General features: G+C 59.4%; 16 protein-coding genes. 12 read left to right on the top strand and 4 right to left on the bottom strand.

From position 1 onward, the window contains the following. Position 1 precedes the first annotated feature (1 nt). Positions 2-1,348 (bottom strand): type VI secretion system baseplate subunit TssK, encoded by a 1,347-nt coding sequence (gene tssK / locus ACLRDN_RS21220; protein WP_413457893.1) that lies wholly within the window; start codon positions 1,346-1,348, stop codon positions 2-4. 61 nt (positions 1,349-1,409) lie between these two features. Next, positions 1,410-2,039 carry a type VI secretion system lipoprotein TssJ gene (gene tssJ, locus ACLRDN_RS21215; protein ID WP_413457892.1) on the bottom strand — a complete coding sequence of 210 codons (630 nt, stop codon included), beginning with the start codon at positions 2,037-2,039 and terminating at the stop codon, positions 1,410-1,412. A gap of 367 nt (positions 2,040-2,406) precedes the next feature. On the opposite strand from tssJ, the gene ACLRDN_RS21210 reads away from it, so the two are divergent. The 12 genes from ACLRDN_RS21210 (at position 2,407) to ACLRDN_RS21155 (ending at position 17,411) form a co-directional block, all read left to right on the top strand. Further along, the gene (locus ACLRDN_RS21210) at positions 2,407-3,018 is read left to right on the top strand and encodes a hypothetical protein (RefSeq protein WP_413457891.1); all 612 of its coding nucleotides are present in this window, start codon (positions 2,407-2,409) and stop codon (positions 3,016-3,018) included. Between the two features lie 98 nt (positions 3,019-3,116). Continuing rightward, a complete protein-coding gene (gene tssB, locus ACLRDN_RS21205) occupies positions 3,117-3,617 on the top strand; it encodes a type VI secretion system contractile sheath small subunit (RefSeq protein WP_145607240.1) in 501 nt (166 codons plus the stop codon). Between the two features lie 11 nt (positions 3,618-3,628). Next, positions 3,629-5,122: a type VI secretion system contractile sheath large subunit gene (gene tssC, locus ACLRDN_RS21200; RefSeq protein WP_220406516.1), complete on the top strand. Its 1,494-nt coding sequence runs from the start codon at positions 3,629-3,631 to the stop codon at positions 5,120-5,122. 34 nt (positions 5,123-5,156) lie between these two features. Then, positions 5,157-5,648 carry an Hcp family type VI secretion system effector gene (locus tag ACLRDN_RS21195; RefSeq protein ID WP_034330822.1) on the top strand — a complete coding sequence of 164 codons (492 nt, stop codon included), beginning with the start codon at positions 5,157-5,159 and terminating at the stop codon, positions 5,646-5,648. Between the two features lie 157 nt (positions 5,649-5,805). After that, a complete protein-coding gene (gene tssE / locus ACLRDN_RS21190; protein WP_413457890.1) occupies positions 5,806-6,294 on the top strand; it encodes a type VI secretion system baseplate subunit TssE in 489 nt (162 codons plus the stop codon). Next, complete coding sequence (gene tssF, locus ACLRDN_RS21185; protein WP_413457889.1) at positions 6,295-8,139, top strand: type VI secretion system baseplate subunit TssF; 1,845 nt, start codon at positions 6,295-6,297, stop codon at positions 8,137-8,139. Further along, positions 8,103-9,191, top strand: a complete 1,089-nt coding sequence (gene tssG, locus ACLRDN_RS21180) for a type VI secretion system baseplate subunit TssG (RefSeq protein ID WP_413457888.1) — start codon at positions 8,103-8,105, stop codon at positions 9,189-9,191. The genes tssF and tssG overlap by 37 nt, the downstream gene beginning before the upstream one ends. Positions 9,192-9,262: 71 nt before the next feature. Beyond that, entirely contained in the window at positions 9,263-11,938 is a 2,676-nt protein-coding gene (gene tssH / locus ACLRDN_RS21175; protein ID WP_413457887.1) for a type VI secretion system ATPase TssH, read from the top strand. A gap of 95 nt (positions 11,939-12,033) precedes the next feature. Then, complete coding sequence (locus ACLRDN_RS21170) at positions 12,034-15,180, top strand: type VI secretion system Vgr family protein (RefSeq protein ID WP_413457886.1); 3,147 nt, start codon at positions 12,034-12,036, stop codon at positions 15,178-15,180. Next, on the top strand, positions 15,177-16,322 hold the full coding sequence (locus tag ACLRDN_RS21165; protein ID WP_413457885.1) for a hypothetical protein: 1,146 nt from the start codon (positions 15,177-15,179) through the stop codon (positions 16,320-16,322). The genes ACLRDN_RS21170 and ACLRDN_RS21165 overlap by 4 nt, the downstream gene beginning before the upstream one ends. Before the next feature lies 1 nt (position 16,323). After that, entirely contained in the window at positions 16,324-17,049 is a 726-nt protein-coding gene (locus ACLRDN_RS21160) for a hypothetical protein (protein WP_413457884.1), read from the top strand. 59 nt (positions 17,050-17,108) lie between these two features. Further along, positions 17,109-17,411 carry a hypothetical protein gene (locus tag ACLRDN_RS21155; RefSeq protein ID WP_413457883.1) on the top strand — a complete coding sequence of 101 codons (303 nt, stop codon included), beginning with the start codon at positions 17,109-17,111 and terminating at the stop codon, positions 17,409-17,411. 49 nt (positions 17,412-17,460) lie between these two features. On the opposite strand, the gene ACLRDN_RS21150 is transcribed toward ACLRDN_RS21155, so the two are convergent. Both ACLRDN_RS21150 and ACLRDN_RS21145 read right to left on the bottom strand, forming a co-directional pair. After that, positions 17,461-18,279 carry an IS3 family transposase gene (locus tag ACLRDN_RS21150; RefSeq protein WP_413460389.1) on the bottom strand — a complete coding sequence of 273 codons (819 nt, stop codon included), beginning with the start codon at positions 18,277-18,279 and terminating at the stop codon, positions 17,461-17,463. Further along, entirely contained in the window at positions 18,258-18,620 is a 363-nt protein-coding gene (locus ACLRDN_RS21145) for a transposase (RefSeq protein ID WP_209568292.1), read from the bottom strand. Before ACLRDN_RS21145 ends, ACLRDN_RS21150 begins: the two co-directional genes overlap by 22 nt. Between the last annotated feature and the right edge of the window lie 301 nt (positions 18,621-18,921).

The following is an 18,921-nucleotide window of genomic DNA, read 5'->3' as shown; positions in this document are numbered from 1 at the left end:
TTCATTGCGTCACCGCCAGGAGTTCGAGTTTGAGGTCACGGATGCCGGAAGGTACATAAATGCAGATCGACTGCGCCTGCAGCATCCGCTCGTACATGGCGCCCTTGCTTTCCAGCGTGAAGTAATAGGTATCAGGGCGTACCGGCAGGGCGGCCGGCACTTGCGGCGAGTGCACCAGCTTCACGCCGGGCAGTGCGGCCAGCACGAATTTTTCTACATCGTCTGGGGCGCCGATCTTGAAGCGCAGGGGCACCACGTCCACCAGCTCGATGGCCGGCAGGTCGGCATTGACGGCAAGGTAGAAGCTGGTCTTCTCGTCGATCTTGCCGGAGTCCAGCATCCCCAGGTGGTAAGAGGGTTTGCTCTCGTGCAGGGCGATGGCGAAGTAACGCGAGGAGATGACGGTATCGAGCAGCTCGCGAATGATGCCGTCAAGCCGCGCAAACGGCGGGCCGGGGTCGCGATGATCATAAGGCGGCAGGTCCGCCAGCGCCAGGCTGCGCGAGAAGGTCATCAGCGAGCCGGCCAGTCCGAGCAATTGTTCATACAGGCGCTCGGGATGCAGCTGGGGATTGTTCAGGTAATGCGAGAGGCTGGCATAAGCGGTGCTGGCCGTATGCAGCAGCCAGAAGGAGGTGATGTCGCCGGAACGGAATTCCACCACGCTCTTGCTGGGCTCGCGATGATGACCGTAGAGCGCGCTGACCTTGGCCTGCAAGGCATCCAGCAGGCGGCGCAGGCGCAGGAACAGCAGGGGAGCTGCATGCACCGACAGGCTGGGCGCGACGAAATCAGGATCCAGTTCGAATCCTGATGAGCTTGCCCGGCGCAGGCGCACGATCGGAATGCACACCAGGGAGTCGCGCGGTTCATTCTCCGACACCAGCCTGACCGCTTTCTTCAGGTAGCTCATCTCCGCCTTGGCAGCATCGGTGAAGAGATCGGGTGTCTCGACATTGTCTTGAATATAACGGCTCGACTGATGATTGCCGGTGCCGGAAGCGAAATTGCTGCCGAAGCTCTTCAGTGCCGGCAGGGCCGCATAGAAGGTGACGGATTGCTGCGCCAGCGGGATCTCGGTCAGTTCGATGGGGTCCGGCAGATCGTCGCCATCGGGCGCCTTGTAGATTTCCCCGTCCTGGAAGATGGCCGACAGTTCCAGGATGCGCAGCGTATTGTTGTTCAGTGCATCGCGATCCACCTGAAGCGATGACACGCCCCAGCAATACGGATTGAGTGCCAGCGCCGTCTGGTGCAGGCGCGTTTCATGATAGTGATCCTGGCGCTGGAAATGTTGCGGCCGGAGGAAGAGGCCTTCGCCCCAGAGGACTTTGTTGGAGTGATTCACTTGGATTGCCCCGTCGTGATGATGGTCATGTCGCGATGTCCTGCGAATTGTTGTTTGAGTTTCAATGACACTGAACCGGTGCCAGCATCAGATTTTTTTCTTGCGGCTTTCCCTGCGTATCGATGGCCACGGCACCCGCGCCCACGGTCAGTGAACAGGACTGCAGGCCGACGGTAATGCCGTTCTTCTCCGCCTCATCGGCCTTGAAGGCGACACGCCAGCGCTGCGGCGCCGGATTGACGAACAGCGCCACCACGCCGATGTAGCCGGCTTCATAACTGACCTTTTCGGAAATCTCGTAGCGCTGGCCCGGTACCAGCGTGACCTCCTTGACCTCCAGGAGATCGGTTCCCAAGGCTTCCTTTTCTTTTTGCGCACTCAGGAACGTGTCGTATGACGCCTGTTGGAAACTAATGTTCTGCTTGAGCTTATAAATTTTTACGACCAAGGCCAGCGGGCGCTGCTGCGAATCGACGTTGAGCGCCTTGGAGGCATGCAGCTTGATGGGAACATTGCGCGGCTGTTTCATCGCATCGGGGACCTCCGGGGTGTCCGGCTTTTTCAGGCCCAGCGCCTCCAGCGTCGACTTGGCGGCCTGTGCCACCCCGGATGCCGCGCCGACGGCGGCGCAGCCTGATAGAGAAAAGATGACAACGCCGGTTGTCATGTGACTGATCAATCGTTTATTCAACTTCGCCCCGCGCGGTCTATTGGATTTCTGATGTGCGATTTCTCGCATGCCGAAAAAATTTTAGGAAGTCCTTACAGATTGTGGAACTGCATTTTCCCTTGAAGGTCTATGCGATACATTTGGACGAGCTTAAGTTCAAATTACCTAAAACTATTAAGTCGGGCAACAACCTGATAGTCGTAATTGGAACGTGGCGTGGTTAAAAAGTGCGGTTTTCAAAAGCATCAATTTCGCCCGAAAACTGCCGTCGCATCTCATTCGCAGCCTAAAAATCAGGAATTTCCGGAATTTTTCGGTCCCGACAAACTTGCTTGCGCGATCTCGTGCAAGGCTTTCTCAATGTCAAAAATATAAGGAGTGGTTTCCAATGCGTGCGAGCCAATTGAAGTCAGGTCTGATCATTCCGGCGCTGCTGGCGGTGATGTTGGCGGGTTGCGCCAATACCCAGACCAAGCCCAACCCCGAGGATGAGGCCAAGAACACGCTGGAAAGCGGCGTGGCCCAGGCCAACACCGCGCAGGCTGAAGGCAAGACTGACGAGGCGGTCTCGGTACTGAAGGTCGTAGCAAGCCGCTTCCCTGCCGACAAGACCCCGTGGGTGCGTATCGCCCAGATCCGCTTCGATGCCGGTGACTACAGCGACGCCATCGTCAACGCCCAGGAAGCCCTCAAGCGCGATCCGGCCGACAAGGTCGCCAACAGCATCGTGACCGTATCCGGCCTGCGCCTGGCCACCAAGTCGCTGGGTGACCTGCGCTCGCAGAATGCCCTGAACGGTTCGGTCAAGACCGAAGCCCAGGACCTGACCAAGATCCTGCGCGAGAGCCTCGGCGAGAACACCCTGGTGCCGCCGCCGGCCAAGCCCGTCGCCGCAGCGCGCCAGCGCGGCAAGGTAGTGCGCAAGGCCGCACCGGCGGCGGATGCCGATGCCGGCAGCGGCGGTGGCAGCGGTCCCAATCCGTTTGGCAATCTGAAGTAAGGCGAGCAGCGGGGGCGCTCCGGCTGCTCCCGCCCTTCATGCCGCCTCAGGCGATGGGGCGAGTCACTCAAGTCACTCAATACAGCAGCGGAGCAAACATGGCCAAAAGAGAAAGCATCCAGAAAAAACTGCAGAAAGTGCGTCCCCCACGCGTGCAGATGACCTATGACGTCGAGATCGGTGACGCCATCGAGAAGAAGGAACTGGCCTTCGTCACCGGCGTGGTCGGTGATTTCGGCGGCAACTCGGAGGTGCCGCAGCCGCGCCTGAAGGACCGCAAGTTCATCAATATCGATCCCGACAACTTCGATGAAGTGATGAAGGGCATCGAACCACGCGCCGTCTATCGCGTGCCCAACGAACTCTCGGACAAGGGCGGCGAATTCGCGGTGGAACTGAAGTTCCGCTCGATGGAAGATTTCCGCCCCGAGTCCGTGGTGCAGCAGGTGGAGCCGCTGCGCAAGCTGCTGGAGGCGCGTACCAAGCTGGCCGATCTGCGCAACAAGATCGCCGGCAACGACAAGCTCGAAGACATCCTCAGCGACGTGCTCAATAGCACCGAGAAGCTGGCCGAACTCAGCAAGCAAACCACCAAGTAAAAGAGATCCCCATGTCCGCTCAAGCCAATACCGAAGCTGCCGCAAGTGCTGCGCCTGCCGCCGCCTCCAGCAACCTTCTGGATGACATCGTCGAACAAAGCAAGGTTGCCAAGTCCTCGTCCGAGCATGACCGCGCCAAGGATCTGATTACCGAACTGGTGAGCCAGGTCATGGAAGGGACGGTAGTAGTCTCAGACAACCTGTCTGCCACGCTGGATGCCCGGATCGCCGAACTGGACCATCTGATTTCGAATCAGGTCAGCGCCATCATGCATGCCCCCGAATTCCAGAAGCTCGAAGGCAGCTGGACCGGCCTGAACTACCTGGTGCGCAACACCACCGTGGGCGAAAACCAGAAGATCAAGATCCTCAACGCCACCAAGAAAGAACTGGTCAAGGACTTCAACTCGGCGCTGGAGTTCGACCAGAGTGCCATGTTCAAGAAGGTATATGAAGAAGAATTCGGTACCTTCGGCGGTGCGCCTTTTGGTGCCTTGCTGGGCGATTTCGAGATCACGCGCCAGCCTGAAGACATGTACTTCATCGAGCAGATGTCGCGCATCGCAGCAGCGTCCCATGCCCCCTTCATTACCGCAGCGTCGCCTGAACTGTTTGGCCTGGAGAGCTTCTCTGACCTGGGCAAGCCGCGCGACCTCTCCAAGGTCTTCGATACGGTGGAATACGCCAAGTGGAAGTCCTTCCGCGAATCCGAGGATTCGCGCTACGTCGGCCTGACCCTGCCGCGTTTCCTCGGTCGCCTGCCCTTCAATCCCAAGGATGGCACGACGGTCGAAGGCTTCAACTTCGTCGAGGATGTGGATGGGACGGATCACTCCAAGTACCTCTGGTGCAACGCCGCCTATGCCTTTGGCAGCAAGCTGACCAAGGCCTTCGAGGACTTCGGCTGGTGCGCGGCCATTCGTGGCGTGGAAGGCGGTGGCCTGGTGGAAGACCTGCCCACCCACACCTTCAAGACCGACGAAGGCGAAGTCGCCCTGAAGTGCCCCACCGAAATCGCCATTACGGACCGTCGCGAAAAAGAGCTGTCGGACCTCGGCTTCATCTCGCTGGTTCACTGCAAGAACACGGACTATGCCGCCTTCTTTGGCGCGCAGTCCGCCCAGAAACCCAAGAAATACAACACGGACGCCGCCAATGCCAACGCGGTCCTGTCCTCGCAGTTGCAATACATCTTTGCCGTCTCGCGCATCGCTCACTACATGAAGTCGATGATGCGAGACAAGATCGGCAGCTTTGCTGCCGCCTCTAACGTCGAAGACTTCCTCAATCGCTGGATCGCGCAATACGTACTGCTGGACGACAACGCCACGCAGGAAGCCAAAGCGCAATTCCCGCTGCGCGAAGCTTCGGTACAGGTGTCGGAAGTGCCGGGACGGCCAGGTGTTTATCGCGCCGTGTCGTTCTTGCGTCCGCATTTTCAGTTGGATGAACTGTCCGTGTCGCTCCGGCTGGTTGCGGAGTTGCCGCAGGCAGGTAAATCCTAACTATTTTTCCTCCCTCATGTTTACAGGATAAGTTATGGCAATTGACGTCTATCTGCAAATCGACGGCATCAAGGGTGAATCCACTGATGACCTGCACAAGGATTGGATCGAGTGCAAGACCGTTGACTGGGAAGTCCTGCAGCCGAAATCGGCAACTGCATCGACCGGTGGTGGCCACACCGCTGAGCGCTGCGAACACAAGGACATCGTGTTCACCAAGGTGGCGGATCTGGCTTCGCCGCTGCTGCTGCAAAACTCCTCCTCGGGCAAGACCATTCCGAAGGCCAAGTTCGAATTCATGCGCGCCGACGGCAAGGGCGAGCGCGTGCGCTACTTCGAAATCGAACTGACCAACGTCATGATCAGCAGTGTCGCGCCCTCCATCGAGTCGGGCGAGATCCTGAACGAAGTGGTCGGCCTGAAGTACTCCACCGTCAAGTGGAAGTACACCCAGCAGAAGAAGGATGGCGGGACCGCCGGCAATACCTCGGGCGGTTGGGATCTGTCGACCAACAAGGTCATCTGAGGCAACCTTGCACTGAACGGATGAGCTGTCGTCAGAAGAACAGCCATTCATGAAGCGTATGACGTCCGCCGGTCCTCCGGCGGACTTCCATTTTTCAATACCAGTCGATCCATTCATCCGATAAACCGATCACCGATCACCAGACGGGGTAAAGCACATGAAAGGCTTCGCGCCCAGCCTGTTTGACAAGCTGATGAATGATGGTCCGCGCTCCTCCATCAATCCGGTTGTCAGCCGCCTGTCGATAGAAGAACTCAAGGATGTCGTCGCACGTGACCTGGAAGCGATGCTCAACACGCGCTCGGTTGTGCCCGGGGAGTTGTTGCAGCAATTTCCCGAATGCAGCAACTCCATCATCGCCTACGGTCTCAATGATTTCGCCGGCATGAGCCTGGCCAGCCTGGATGACCGTACGGCGATCTGCCGTTCCCTGGAGCAGGCCATTTCCCGGCATGAGCCGCGATTGCGCAACGTGAAGGCCACGCTGGAGATCCAGGAAGGCGCGATCAACCGCCTCAACTTCGCCATCAGTGCCTTGCTGGTGGTCAATGCTGCCCGCGAGACTGTCAATTTCGATGCAGTGCTGCAGCCGTCGACCCTGCAATATTCGATCAGCAAGTCGCGAACGACCCGCATAGGAGTTTAAGTGCAAGAGCTGCTACCTTATTACGAGCGTGAGCTGAGCTTTCTGCGGCGTTATTCCCGCGAGTTCTCCGAGCGCTACCCAAAGATCGCCGGCAGCCTGCTGATGGCCGGCGAGGTCTGCGAAGATCCGCACATCGAGCGCATGATCCAGTCCTACGCGCTGCTCAACGCGCGTGTCTCCAAGCGGCTCGATGACGACTATCCCGAATTTACGGAGGCCTTGTTCGAGGTCCTCTATCCGCATTACCTGCGGCCTTTCCCGTCCTGCTCTATTGCGCACCTGGATTACTCGGCCGCGGCTGCGCAGCTGACCAGCGCCACGGTGATCCCCCGTGGTACGGCCCTGTCCACCCGGCCCGTCAAGGGCGTGGTGTGCCGTTTCCAGAGCGCGTACGATGTGCCGATCGCTCCCCTCCGGCTGTCGCAGGCGATCTTCTCGCCCATCATCGATGCACCGGAAGCGGTGATGTTGCCGACCTCGGTGACGTCCTCGCTTTCCATCACCATCGAGAGCACCTCCGCGCAGGTGACCCTGGCCAAACTTGGCCTGGCTTCGCTGCGGGTCTTCATCGATGGAGAGGCCTCGTTCTGCGCTGCCCTGCGCGACAGCCTCTTCATGCGCAGTACCGCAGCCTGGGTCGAACTGCCTGGCAGCGGACGCTGGACCGGCTTGCGCAAGCTGCCCCTGGCCGAGGTCGGCTTCGCTGAAGGGGATGCCCTGATCGACTTCCCTTCGCAGTCCCATCCCGCCTATCGCCTGCTGACCGAGTACTTTGCTTTCCCCGAGAAATTCAATTTCTTCGATATTGATCTGTCCGCCATCCTGGCCGTGCTGCCGGCAGGAACAAAAAGCTTCACCTTGCATCTGGGCCTGTCCGGCCTGCGTGCCGATTCGCACATCGCCCGCCAGCTCGGCGGCGTCAGCGCGGCCAATCTGCTGCTGGGCTGCACACCTGTCATCAACCTGTTCAGCCAGCGCGGTGATCCGATCCGGCTGACGCATGCAGGCGCCTCCTATCCAGTCTTGCCGGACGGCCGGCAGGCATTCGGCTTCGAGGTGTATTCGATTGATTCGGTGCAGCTGGTGCGACAAACACCCCAAGGTGAGTCGATCACGCGTTTCCGCCCGTTTTATTCCTTGCACCACGGCCAGACGCCCGAGAGCGATGGCCATTACTGGGCCATGCGCCGTGACGAGCTGGTTGCCCTGAAGAGTCCCGGATACGAAACCGAGATCTCCATCGTCGATATCGATTTCGATCCGGCCAAAGTCGAGACCGATACCTTGAGCATCGAGCTCACCTGCACCAACCGCGACCTGCCCGCCTTGCTGACCTATGGCCTGCCGGGTGGCGACCTGAGTCTCGAAGGCGGCGGCGTGATGCGCACTGCAGCCCTGTTGCGCAAGCCGACACTGCCCTCGCGCTTCGAGCGTGGACGCGGCGCACAATGGCGCCTGATCTCGCATCTCTCGCTGAACCATCTTTCCCTCATGCGAGGCGGGCTGGAAGCCTTCCAGGAGATGCTCACACTCTACGATCAATCCAATTCACCCATCTCGCAGCGCCAGATCAGTGCCATCGCAGCCATCGACCACAAGGCCAGTACCGCCTGGCTGCCGGGCAATCCTTTTGCCAGCCTGGTACGCGGCATTGAGGTCAGGCTGACCGTGGATGAGGAAGGTTTCGTCGGCAGCGGCTTGCACGCTTTCGCCGGCGTCATCGATCGTTTCATGGGCCTGTACGTCCACGCCAACAGCTTCTCGCAGTTGAGCGTGATATCCAAAAGAACCGGGGAGGAACTGCTCAAATGCAAGCCACGCAGCGGAGATTTGAGCCTAGCGTGATTGAGCGGCTCTTTGCCGCTCCTCACCGCTTCCAGTTTTTCCAGGCCGTGCGCATGATCGAACTCTGGTTCAAGCGCAATGGCGTACCGCATGAACGTGCGGTCAGTGATTTCCTGCGCTTCGCCAACCGCACGGTCCTGGGCTTTCCTGCCAGTGAGATCGAGGGCATTGATACCTATCCGCCCCGCAGCGATGAAGCAAGTTCGGTGGCCGAGATGGAGCAGGCCCTGCGCAGCGGGCAGATGAAGTACGTCAGGCTGACGCCGACTTTCATGGGTTTCCTGGGGGGCAGCGGTTCGCTTCCGGCGCATTACACCGAACGCATCGCCCGCTACCAGCTCGAGCAGCGTGATGAAGGACCACGTGCTTTCCTGGATGCCTTCTCCACGCGTTCACTGGCCTTGTTCTACCAGGCCTGGACCAAGTATCGGCTGGCGTTCCAATACGAAGCCGGCCGCCGCGACACCTTCCTGCCGTTGCTGCTGTCGCTCTCAGGCCTGGGCTTCCGCTCCCTGCGCGAGCGCCTGCAGGACCTCTCGGGCAACGGCGTGCGCGACGAATCCCTGGCCCACTTCGCCGGTGCCTTCCGCCACCGTCCGGCTTCGGCGCCATTCATGCAGAAGGTGCTGGGCGAGTATTTCTCGGTGCCGTTGCAGGTCGAGCAGTTCGTCGGCTACTGGTACAAGGTCCCGCGCGAACACCAGACCATGCTGGGCTCGACCAATTCTGCCCTGGGGACCGCCATGGCCGGCGAGCGGGTGTGGCAGCGCGACCTGCGCATGCGCCTGCGCATCGGTCCGCTGGCAATGAAGGATTTCGAGCAGTTCCTGCCGGGCAAGAAGGCTTCCCTGGCCCTGGCGCGCATGTTGGGCATGTTCACCGGTTCCACACTCGAATATGAAGTGCAGATCGTGCTGCGTGCGCAGGATGTCCGCGGGATGGCGCTGGCAGGCACAAATGAAGGAGGACGCCTGGGCTGGGACACCTTCATCGCCACCGCCCCCGAAACACGGGACCGTGGCGATATCCGCTACGAAATTGCCGTTCAGTGATGTGAAAGAAAGCCACAAAACCAAGGCGGCCGCCAAGGCCGTCGCCATTCAAAGCAGGAAGGAAACGCAGCATGGGTATCAACCTCAAATCCCTGATCAGCAAGCTCAACGATTCCGCGCGCCTGGCCACGGAACGTGCGGCCACGCTGTGCATGTCGCGCGGTCAATACGAAGTGGATCTGGAACACCTGTTTCTGGCCCTGCTGGAGCAACCGCAATCTGACTTCAGCCTGATCGCGCGCCGCAGCGGCATCAGTACCGACAGCCTGCAAGCTGATCTGGAACGCGAGATCTCGACCTTCAAGAATGGCAACACCCGCACGCCCGTCTTGTCGCCGCATTTGCAGACGCTGTTCGAGCACGGCTGGCTGATTGCCTCGCTGGACGGCAGCAATCCCGCCATTCGCAGCGGCCACCTGTTGCTGGCTTTGCTGACTCAGAGCGAGCTGTCACAACTGGCCTATCGCGGCTCCAAGCTGTTCGCCAAATTCAAGGTGGATGAACTCAAGCATGATTTGCACAGACTCACCGAGGGCTCCACGGAAACACCAGCGGCGCTGGGTAATGAGGCCGGCCCTGGCGATGACGCGACGGCAGGCGGCGATCCCGTGGGTGAACTCCGGCAGCGCGCTGCCAGCAAGACCCCGGCGCTAGACCAGTACACCACCCAACTGACCCAGCGTGCCCGCGACGGCAAGATCGACCCGGTCATCGGGCGCGATGCCGAGATCCGCCAGGCCGTCGACATCCTGCTGCGCCGCCGCCAGAACAATCCCATCCTGACCGGCGAGGCCGGTGTGGGCAAGACCGCTGTGGTCGAGGGACTGGCGCTGCGCATTGCCCAGGGGGATGTGCCGCAACCCTTGCAGGGCGTGGAGATACATACGCTGGACATGGGCTTGCTGCAGGCCGGCGCCAGCGTCAAGGGCGAGTTCGAGAATCGGCTCAAGAACGTGATCGACGAAGTCAAGAAGAGCCCGCACCCCATCATCCTTTTCATCGATGAGGCGCACACCATGATCGGCGCCGGCGGCCAGGCCGGCCAGAACGATGCGGCCAACCTGCTCAAGCCGGCGCTGGCGCGTGGCGAGCTGCGCACCATCGCTGCAACCACCTGGAGCGAATACAAGAAGTATTTCGAGAAGGATGCTGCGCTGGCCCGGCGCTTCCAGGTCATCAAGGTCGAGGAGCCGACTGAGGAAGTGGCGTGTGCCATGCTGCGCGCCATGGCCCCGCTCATGGAACAGCATTTTGGCGTGCGCGTGTATGACGAAGCCATCACCGAGGCCGTGCGGCTTTCGCACCGCTACATCAGCGGCCGTCAACTGCCGGACAAGGCCATCAGCGTGCTGGATACGGCCTGCGCCAAGGTCGCGTTGGGACAGAACGCCACACCCGCGTTACTGGAGGGCGTCACGCGGCGTTTGGAGCGTCTGGATGCGGAAATCGCCGCGCTCCAACGGGAAACTGCCAGCGGCTCGGAGCACCAGGCGCGATTGGCTGACCTGCAGGCGCAGCACGCTACCGCCCTGGCTGAACAGGGCGAACTGCAAACGCGCTGGGAGCACGAGCGCGGCTTGAATGAAAGCATCCAGCAGGTGCGCGCTGCGCTCGAAGATGCCAACAAGGAAGGCAGTGCCGCCGGCGAGGCTGACACTGCACGTGCCGAACTGAAGCAGCTGCTGGACGAGTTGAAGCGGCACCAGGGCGAAACCCCGATGGTCCCGGTCCAGGTGGATGGCCACGTCGTCGCCGAGATCGTGGCCGGCTGGACCGGCATCCCGCTGGGCAAGATGGTCAAGGACGAGATCAAGACCGTGCTGGGCCTCGATGCCCTGCTGCGCGAACGCGTACTGGGGCAGCCGCAGGCAACTTCTGCCGTGGCGCAGCGCGTGCGCACCTCGCGTGCCAACCTGGATGATCCCGGCAAGCCCAAGGGCGTGTTCCTGTTCGTGGGACCGTCCGGTGTCGGCAAGACCGAGACCGCGCTGGCCCTGGCCGATGTGCTTTATGGCGGCGAACGCAAGCTCATCACCATCAACATGAGCGAATACCAGGAAGCCCACACCGTTTCCGGCCTCAAGGGTTCGCCGCCGGGCTATGTCGGCTATGGCGAGGGGGGCGTGCTGACCGAGGCGGTGCGGCGCAATCCGTACAGCGTGGTCTTGCTCGACGAGGTCGAGAAAGCCCATCCGGACGTGCTGGAGCTGTTCTTCCAGGTCTTCGACAAGGGCGTGATGGATGACGGCGAAGGGCGCGAGATCGACTTCAAGAACACCATCATCATCCTTACCAGCAATGTCGCCTCCTCCCAGATGATGCAGGCTTGCCTGAACAAGACGGCAGAAGACTTGCCGACGCCGGACGAACTCGATGCGCTGATCCGCCCGCAACTGGTGAAGGCCTTCAAGCCCGCTTTCCTGGGGCGCCTCAAGGTGATTCCTTATTACCCGATTGCCGACGAGGTGCTGGTGGAAATCATCAAGCTCAAGCTGGCCCGCATCGCCAAGCGGATCGCCGAGAACCACAAGGCCGAGTTCAGTTACGACAAGGCCTTGGTCGAGGCCGTGCTGGCGCGCTGCACCGAGGTCGATTCCGGCGCCCGCAATGTGGACAACATCCTCAACGGCAGCCTTCTGCCGGAAATCGCTGAAAGCGTGCTGGCGCGCATGGCCGAAGGGCAGGGCCTCAGCCGCATCAAGGTATCGGCCAGCAAGAAGGGCGATTTCAAGTACACCATCCAGTAAGCTCACGAAGTGACCAAGACCATGACGTGTCCATCTCCATTCCTTCATGCAGCCAGTTTCGCCAGTGACGCAACCCGGCCAGACGCGGGGCGGCCATGAACGCCTCAGCCATCGCCGCCCTGGCCGGCGCGTGGAATCAATCCACCCGTGTGATGCGGCTGCACCTGCCTGCGGGCGCGGACTTGGGTGCAGATACGCTGATGGCCGAGAAGCTGCAGGCCGTCGAAGAGATCAGTGCCTTCCACGAAGGCAATGACATCGCCGTGGTTGACGGGGCCATTGCCGGTTATCGCCTGAAGTTGTCTTGCCTCAGCCTGAACGCCGGTATTTCCCTGCGCAAGCTGCTGGGGCAGGCGGTGCTGGTCGAACTGGACACCGATGGCGCAGCGCGCGCCTTCCATGGCCACGTCACTGATTGCCGGATGGAAGGGGCCAACGGCGGCATGGCCCGTTACGTGCTGACCATTGAACCCTGGCTGGCCTTCCTGCGGCATCGCCGCGACGGTGCGTTATTCCAGGACATGACGGTGCCGGAGATCATCGACTCCGTCTTTCGCGACTACCAGGGCCAAGGCAGGCTGCAACCGGCCTGGCGACTGGACTTGCAGGATGCCTCGGTCTACGCCCGGCGCAGTCTGGCAACGCAGTACCAGGAAACCGACCTGGCCTTCGTCAACCGGCTGCTGGCCGAGGAAGGCCTGTTCTACACCATCGAGCACAAGGGCGATGCGAGCAGCGCCAGCCTGGGCACGCATACGGTGGTGATTGCCGACCACAACGGCAGCTTCAGGCCCAATGCACGCGCGCAGATCGCCTTCAGCCAGCCGGGCGCGGTGATGCCGCAAGACAGCATCGATCGCTGGCGCAGCGTGCGCCGCTGGCAGAGCAATGCGGTTGAAATCCTGACGTGGGATTATCGCCAGGCCGCAGTGCGGGAGGCCAGCACCATGAGCAGCGGCGGCGACCACCCCAACGGCAGCCAGGGCGAAACGCCGGGCGGCCTGGTGCTGACCCTGCGCGATGCGCCCGGCGTCTACGCCAACGAGAATCGCGCGCAGGCTGAGCGCCAGGCACGCAACCAGCTGCAGGCCATCGAAGCGCGCAATGAAATCTTCACCGGTACGGGCACCGTGCGCAGCCTGACTCCTGCGACAACGTTCACGCTCACCGGTCATTACGACCATGCTGGTGGCGCCGAGGATCAGTTCGTGCTCCTGCGTGTGGTCCATCAGGCGCACAACAACCTGAACGCCGATCTCAAGGCAGAAGCCATGCGTTTGCTGGGCGAAGCCACCGTGGACCAGGACGCAGCCACGAGCAGCCTGCTGGACGAGGCCTTGAAACCGGCACGAGGAGAAGCCCGGCCGGTCTACCGTAACCGCTTCGAGGCAATCCGCAGCAAAGTGCCATATCGCCCCTTGGTGACTGATGCCGACGGTAATCGCCTCCATCCGAAGCCGGTGGCCAGCGGCCAGCAGACGGCGGTGGTCGTCGGGGCCCAGGGACAAGCGGTGCACACTGATCGCGACAACCGCATCCGCGTGCAATTTCACTGGCAGCGCGGCGAGCGCAGCCATAGCGGCCTGAGTTCACCGGCGCCGGATGGTCACGTCGGCGCACCGGCCAATGAACAATCTGGCACCTGGGTACGCGTGCTGGCGGGCATTGCGCCCACGGCGGGCGCCAATTGGGGCGGCCAGGCCGTGCCACGCGTGGGCCAGGAAGTCCTGATCGATTTCATCGAGGGCGACATCGACCGTCCGGTGGTCATCGGCACCTTGTACAACGGCCGCGGGCAGGACAACGCCCAGGGCAACCAGGCCGGGCAGGGTGCGGGAGCGGCCACCGGCAATGCACCGGCATGGTTCCCGGGAGATGCGGAAGGGCATCAGCATGCGGCGGTGCTCTCCGGTATCAAGACCCAGGCATTGGGCGCCAGCCAGAGCGGTGGTGGCGCGTACAACCAATTGGTGTTTGACGATACCCCCGGCCAGTCGCGCGCCTCGCTGCAACAGCATGCGGATAGCCATGACGGGGCCAGCGAACTGAATCTGGGCTTGCTGCGCCAGCAGACCGACAATCAGCGCCTGGCCACCACCGGTCAGGGCTTTGAGCTGAAGACCCGCTACAGTGCGGCCGTACGTGGAGGGCAGGGATTGCTGCTCTCTACCGAGAAGAGCTCGGGGGCGCAGCTGGATGTGCGGGGAGCGCTTTCGCAGCTGGCCGACAGCGTCGAGAAGCAGAAGCAACTGGCGGAGACCGCGCAGAAGCACAATGCCAAATTCGAAGGCGAGACGGAAGCGGGCAAGTTGCCCGCTGTGGAATCGCTGGCTGAGTCGGTCGATGTACTCAAGGCGAGTGCCACTGCTTCGGCAGGCGGCAGTGGTGGTGACGATGGCGGTGAAGCAGGCTCAAGTGCCGCGACTGCTTTCAGCGCACCGCAGTTGCAGCTCTCCAGTCCGGCCGGTATCGCTGCGGCCACTCCGGCCAGCGCCATCCTGGCTGCGGGTGTGAGCAGCAGCGTCACGGCGGGCAAGGACATCAACCAGATTGCACAAGGCAATCTGCATCATCTGGCCAAATCGGGCGTCAGTCTCTTCACCTATGGCAAGGCCAGTGACGCCAGCAAGCCGGTTCAGGATATTGGCATGGCGCTGCATGCGGCCTCTGGCAAGGTCAGCGTGCAGTGTCAGGCGGGCAAGACGCTCATGACGGCTGCGAAGCAAGTGACGGTGGCCAGCGTGGGGCAGGATGTGCAGATCACGGGCAAGCAGCATGTGCAGCTCAGTGTGCAAGGCGCGTGGCTGAAACTGGAGGGCGGCAATATCGAGGTGCATGGGCCGGGGGCGATGGAGTTCAAGGCTAGTGCCAAGGAGTTGACGGGACCGCAGCGTTCGCTTGCAGCCTATCCCATCCTTCCGCAAGTTCAGCATATCAAGCCGTGGCTAGGCATCGAACGCAAATACTTTGACGGCAGTCCTGTCGAAGGTGCACCTTTCAAGGTGACGTTCGCAGATGGCTCAGTGCAGCGTGGCCGTCTGAACGCCGATGGTAAAGCGAGACTGGACGATGTTCCTTCAGGCCCGGCAAAGATTGAGATTGGAGAAGACGTTCGTTCCTGGAAGCCGGAACATGCAGATCTGCATGTGACCAATCCCGCCTTTGGCAAGGATCTCTCCGCTGAGCAGGCCATTGAATTGGCCAAGTTGATTAATCCGTTTTCATCATCGGAGGCGCTGTGAGCGAGGTTGAGGACGCAATGGACTGGTTTTGGGGTGTTCTCAAAGGCGACTTCGAGGATGAGCAGACAACGGGACAGATCATCGTCGGAACGGCGATCTCGATGATTCCCGTCCTTGATCAGATCGCCGACATTCGCGATCTGATCGCAAATTTGCTGCATATTAGAAAAGACCCCGACGATACCTGGCGATGGGTTGCGTTGGTGATCACCTTGATCGGACTGGTGCCGGTCCTTGGAAGCCTGCTCAAGGGTATATTCAAGATCGTCTTCCGGTTCGTCAAGACTGGCGGAACGGAAGCGGGGAAGGCGATTGAAGCCATATTGGCGCTGTTGCGGGGAGCCGGCAAGGGAGACCCGGTGCGGTTTCTCAAGGAGCTGCCGTACGATGCGTACTTGAAAGATGTGCTCAAACATTTTGATGACATTCTGAATGGTCTGCGAAAGGGCATAGACAAGTCCATTGACTACATGTCGTCGCGATGGCTGAACTGGGCATTGGGCAGCACGGCCCGGCGATTACGCTTGGTGGAACAGGAGCTACAGCGGCTGCAACGCGTGGGTCATGAGAAGATTCCTGACGCAATGAAGGCGCTCAAGGTACAGGTGGACAAGCTCTTGGCGCACGCCAAGCCGGCTGATGTGAAAGGCGATACAAACAAAGTCAATACGTTGGCACATAGCAGCAAGCCTCTGATGCGGCTGGAGTACGAGGTGGCAGTAAAACGAATTGGAGATGATATAGCTGCTATGCGCAAAGCAGGCAAGTCCGAGGAAGAGGTGGCCCGCTGGGCTAATGAGCAGCGTAGAGCAATCGGAAAAAAATTCAAGGACGCGACTGATCCCGACTTGAGAGAAATTATTTACAGGCGCAATACGAAAAAGTTCGGCGATCCCTTAGGTCCTACCTATGAGGATCTTAAGCGAGGATATCGGATCGCTGATGATGGCGAAATTATCAGTATAAGTAAGACCGGCCCAAAAACTGACAGGCAAATCGCTGACTCTGCAGCGTCAGCCGGTGGAGACGATTTTCCTTGGGATAAGATACTAGAGTATTCAAGCGCCAAAAGAACTGGAGATGAGAACGCAATGCGTCGTCTTCTACAAGAAATTGATGAGATAGTGAATAAAGGAAAATAGGATGCTGGTTTTTAATCATGTGACCGGAGACGACATTATCGATTTCGACCCAGCGACCGGGCTATGGCGTTATCCAGAAAAGCCGAGAGTGACGCCTGACCTTGAGATCATGGCAAGGTTCACCCTCCCGGTTCGAGGAAGCTTTACTGAGGTCGATGGAAAGCGTTATTACCTTTATTGGACAGCGGACCGGATCTTGCTCTTCAGACTTCCGGACGGCACCGAATACACCTTGTTCCGCCACCTTTCAGATGCACGTTTTGAAGATCTGCGCGATGGGCTGAAATTCGAGATTGTCTCGGCAGAGAGAAGAGACGGCAGTGCTATTCCCGGATATTCAACAGTGCGGTTGCACGATAAAACTGGCGCGTTATTGCACGAAGTTTCTTATTTTTCGCAACGGTATCTTCAGCTCTACATGATGGATATCACACCCTTTACCGATAGAGATCTTGGGACATGGGATTTCTTTGTTGCGGTCAAAGATGCTGTCGAAAAAATAAGTAAGAAATGCTCAAGCGAGCAGAACGAAAGTCCGCTTGCATCCAGGATACGGGCGAGAACTGGAGAGCGCTGTCCCCTGGATGGTTTTTGGTTGGTAGCTGATTCCGTGGATTATCGGATAGAGGCCAAACAAGGCGAGCTGATGCCCGCCAGTCAGGGCCGCAATGTGAATTGGGAATGGATTTCTCGTGAACTGATTCCTGCGGGCCTTTTCACCGACTAGAACAAATCGAGATATCTCTCACGGCACAGCGCACTTGCGGATCGTTGAGGAAAATAGCAATGCTTGTTTATCAGCACTACACAGGTAGCGAAATCATCGACTTTGATCCAGCAAATGGACTCTGGCGATACCCGGAAGAAGAGCAACGAACCTCCGACCTGGAAATTCTGGGCCGATTTTCGCTGCCCGTTAGAGGAAGCTACACCGAGGTAAATGAAAAACGCTACTACCTCTATTGGACGGCAGATCGCATATTGAATTTGATAACGCCGGACAACAAGACATATCCATTGTTTCGACATCTCAAAGAAGCGCTCTTCGAAGATTTGAGCAATGGCTTGTTGATTTGCATTGAAAACTGACCCACTTTTGGAGTGAACCCCTCGGGCTGGACCAAGGTTGGTCGAGAAACTAAGCCGCTTGCCGAGCAAGTTGTGCTTCGAACTGGTTAGGTGATTGATAGCCCAGCGCCGAGTGCATACGCCGTTCGTTGTAAATCTCTTCGATGAAGTATGGCAGTCTCGCTGCCACGTCGTCGAATTTCTCATATCCGGCCAGATAAACCTCTTCGACCTTAAGCGTCTTCATGAAGCTTTCCGCCTGGGCGTTGTGATATGGATTGGCTGGAGCACTCATCGATCCTATCAGACCAAATTCCTCCAAAGAATCCCGGTATAAGGCACTGGCATATTGGCACCCACGATCCGTATGGTGAATGCAGGTGCCGGGCGCCGGCTTGCGAATTCTGTAGGCGGCCGTCAGCGCGGCCAGGGCCAAAGGCGTGTCTATCCGCTTAGATAAAGCGTAGCCGATTACCTTGCGGCTGCAAGCATCCAAAACAACGGCCAGGTAGATAAAGCCGGATGCTATTCGGATGTAGGTGATATCGGCAATCCAGACACGATCTGGCTCCGTTGGAATGATGTTCTGATAGTGATTAGGAAAGACGGCGACGTCGGTTTCAGTGCCGGCCGCCGGCTTGAACCTGCGCCGATGATGGCCGTATACCTCATGCTCACGCATGATCCTGGCTACGCGCTTGTGATTGACCACATGCCCGCGTGCCCTCAATTCCAACGTGATTCGACGATAGCCATAGCCCGGGAATACATCGTGGATGTCTTCTATCAGATGGGCCAGCTCAGCATCACCGAGTACGGCAGTAGCCGGCCTGGGCTGATAATAGTAGGTGCTACGCGGCAGATCGATCATTTGGCATCCTCGTCGGATGGAGCAGGCTTGGGGCCGCTGATGATCGATGAGTTCTCGCTGTTGCTGACGAGTCGTAGCCGTGGCGTTTTTTTGAGGAGATCCAACTCCATCGTCAGCTGGCCTACCTTCCGTTCCAACGCGGCAATATGTGCTTCGTACTCTGCAACCGTCGACGCAGCAGCATCTTCTGCATCCAGCTCACCGCGATCAAACTGCCCTAGCCACATCTGCATGAGATTGGCCGACAAGTTATGAGTCTTGAGCGCCTCGCGTCGCCCTATCTTGCCGCTGCGAATATCGCTGCATATCTGTATCTTGAATTGCGGGCTGTGCCGCCGATATGGACCTCGTGATGCCATGATGTCGCTCCTCCTGAGAAGGCTCGACAAGCGTATCACTTCATCTCCTAGCCTTGGTCCAGCCCGAGGGTTCACTCCAATCCTGGGTCAGTATTTAGTGCAATAACACAAGATAGCTGCAGGTCGTTTCTGTCGTTCCTCGCCCTTGGCGGGGGGCATCTGCTCATCTCCGCCCGCACAATTTCATACTTATTCATCTGCCACCGCGAACACCCGCCCCCAACCCTTGTCCAACCCCCTCCAAGGCCCGTCACTTGCAGCGCTCGCATGCAGGAACAACGGGGATCATCATGACAAGAAA

Origin of the sequence: Herbaspirillum huttiense, assembly GCF_047300815.1 — a bacterium.
Lineage (GTDB): Bacteria > Pseudomonadota > Gammaproteobacteria > Burkholderiales > Burkholderiaceae_D > Herbaspirillum > Herbaspirillum huttiense_A.
This window is presented reverse-complemented; position numbering and strand designations above follow the sequence as displayed.

Excerpts from the sequence above, each read along its gene's own strand:
- ACLRDN_RS21170 (WP_413457886.1), top strand. The coding sequence starts at position 12,034 with ATGAACGCCTCAGCCATCGCCGCCCTGGCCGGCGCGTGGAATCAATCC.
- ACLRDN_RS21195 (WP_034330822.1), top strand. The coding sequence starts at position 5,157 with ATGGCAATTGACGTCTATCTGCAAATCGACGGCATCAAGGGTGAATCC.
- tssG (WP_413457888.1), top strand. The coding sequence starts at position 8,103 with ATGCAAGCCACGCAGCGGAGATTTGAGCCTAGCGTGATTGAGCGGCTC.
- tssC (WP_220406516.1), top strand. The coding sequence starts at position 3,629 with ATGTCCGCTCAAGCCAATACCGAAGCTGCCGCAAGTGCTGCGCCTGCC.
- tssH (WP_413457887.1), top strand. The coding sequence starts at position 9,263 with ATGGGTATCAACCTCAAATCCCTGATCAGCAAGCTCAACGATTCCGCG.
- tssE (WP_413457890.1), top strand. The coding sequence starts at position 5,806 with ATGAAAGGCTTCGCGCCCAGCCTGTTTGACAAGCTGATGAATGATGGT.
- ACLRDN_RS21155 (WP_413457883.1), top strand. The coding sequence starts at position 17,109 with ATGCTTGTTTATCAGCACTACACAGGTAGCGAAATCATCGACTTTGAT.
- tssB (WP_145607240.1), top strand. The coding sequence starts at position 3,117 with ATGGCCAAAAGAGAAAGCATCCAGAAAAAACTGCAGAAAGTGCGTCCC.
- ACLRDN_RS21145 (WP_209568292.1), bottom strand. The coding sequence starts at position 18,620 with ATGGCATCACGAGGTCCATATCGGCGGCACAGCCCGCAATTCAAGATA.
- ACLRDN_RS21160 (WP_413457884.1), top strand. The coding sequence starts at position 16,324 with ATGCTGGTTTTTAATCATGTGACCGGAGACGACATTATCGATTTCGAC.
- ACLRDN_RS21210 (WP_413457891.1), top strand. The coding sequence starts at position 2,407 with ATGCGTGCGAGCCAATTGAAGTCAGGTCTGATCATTCCGGCGCTGCTG.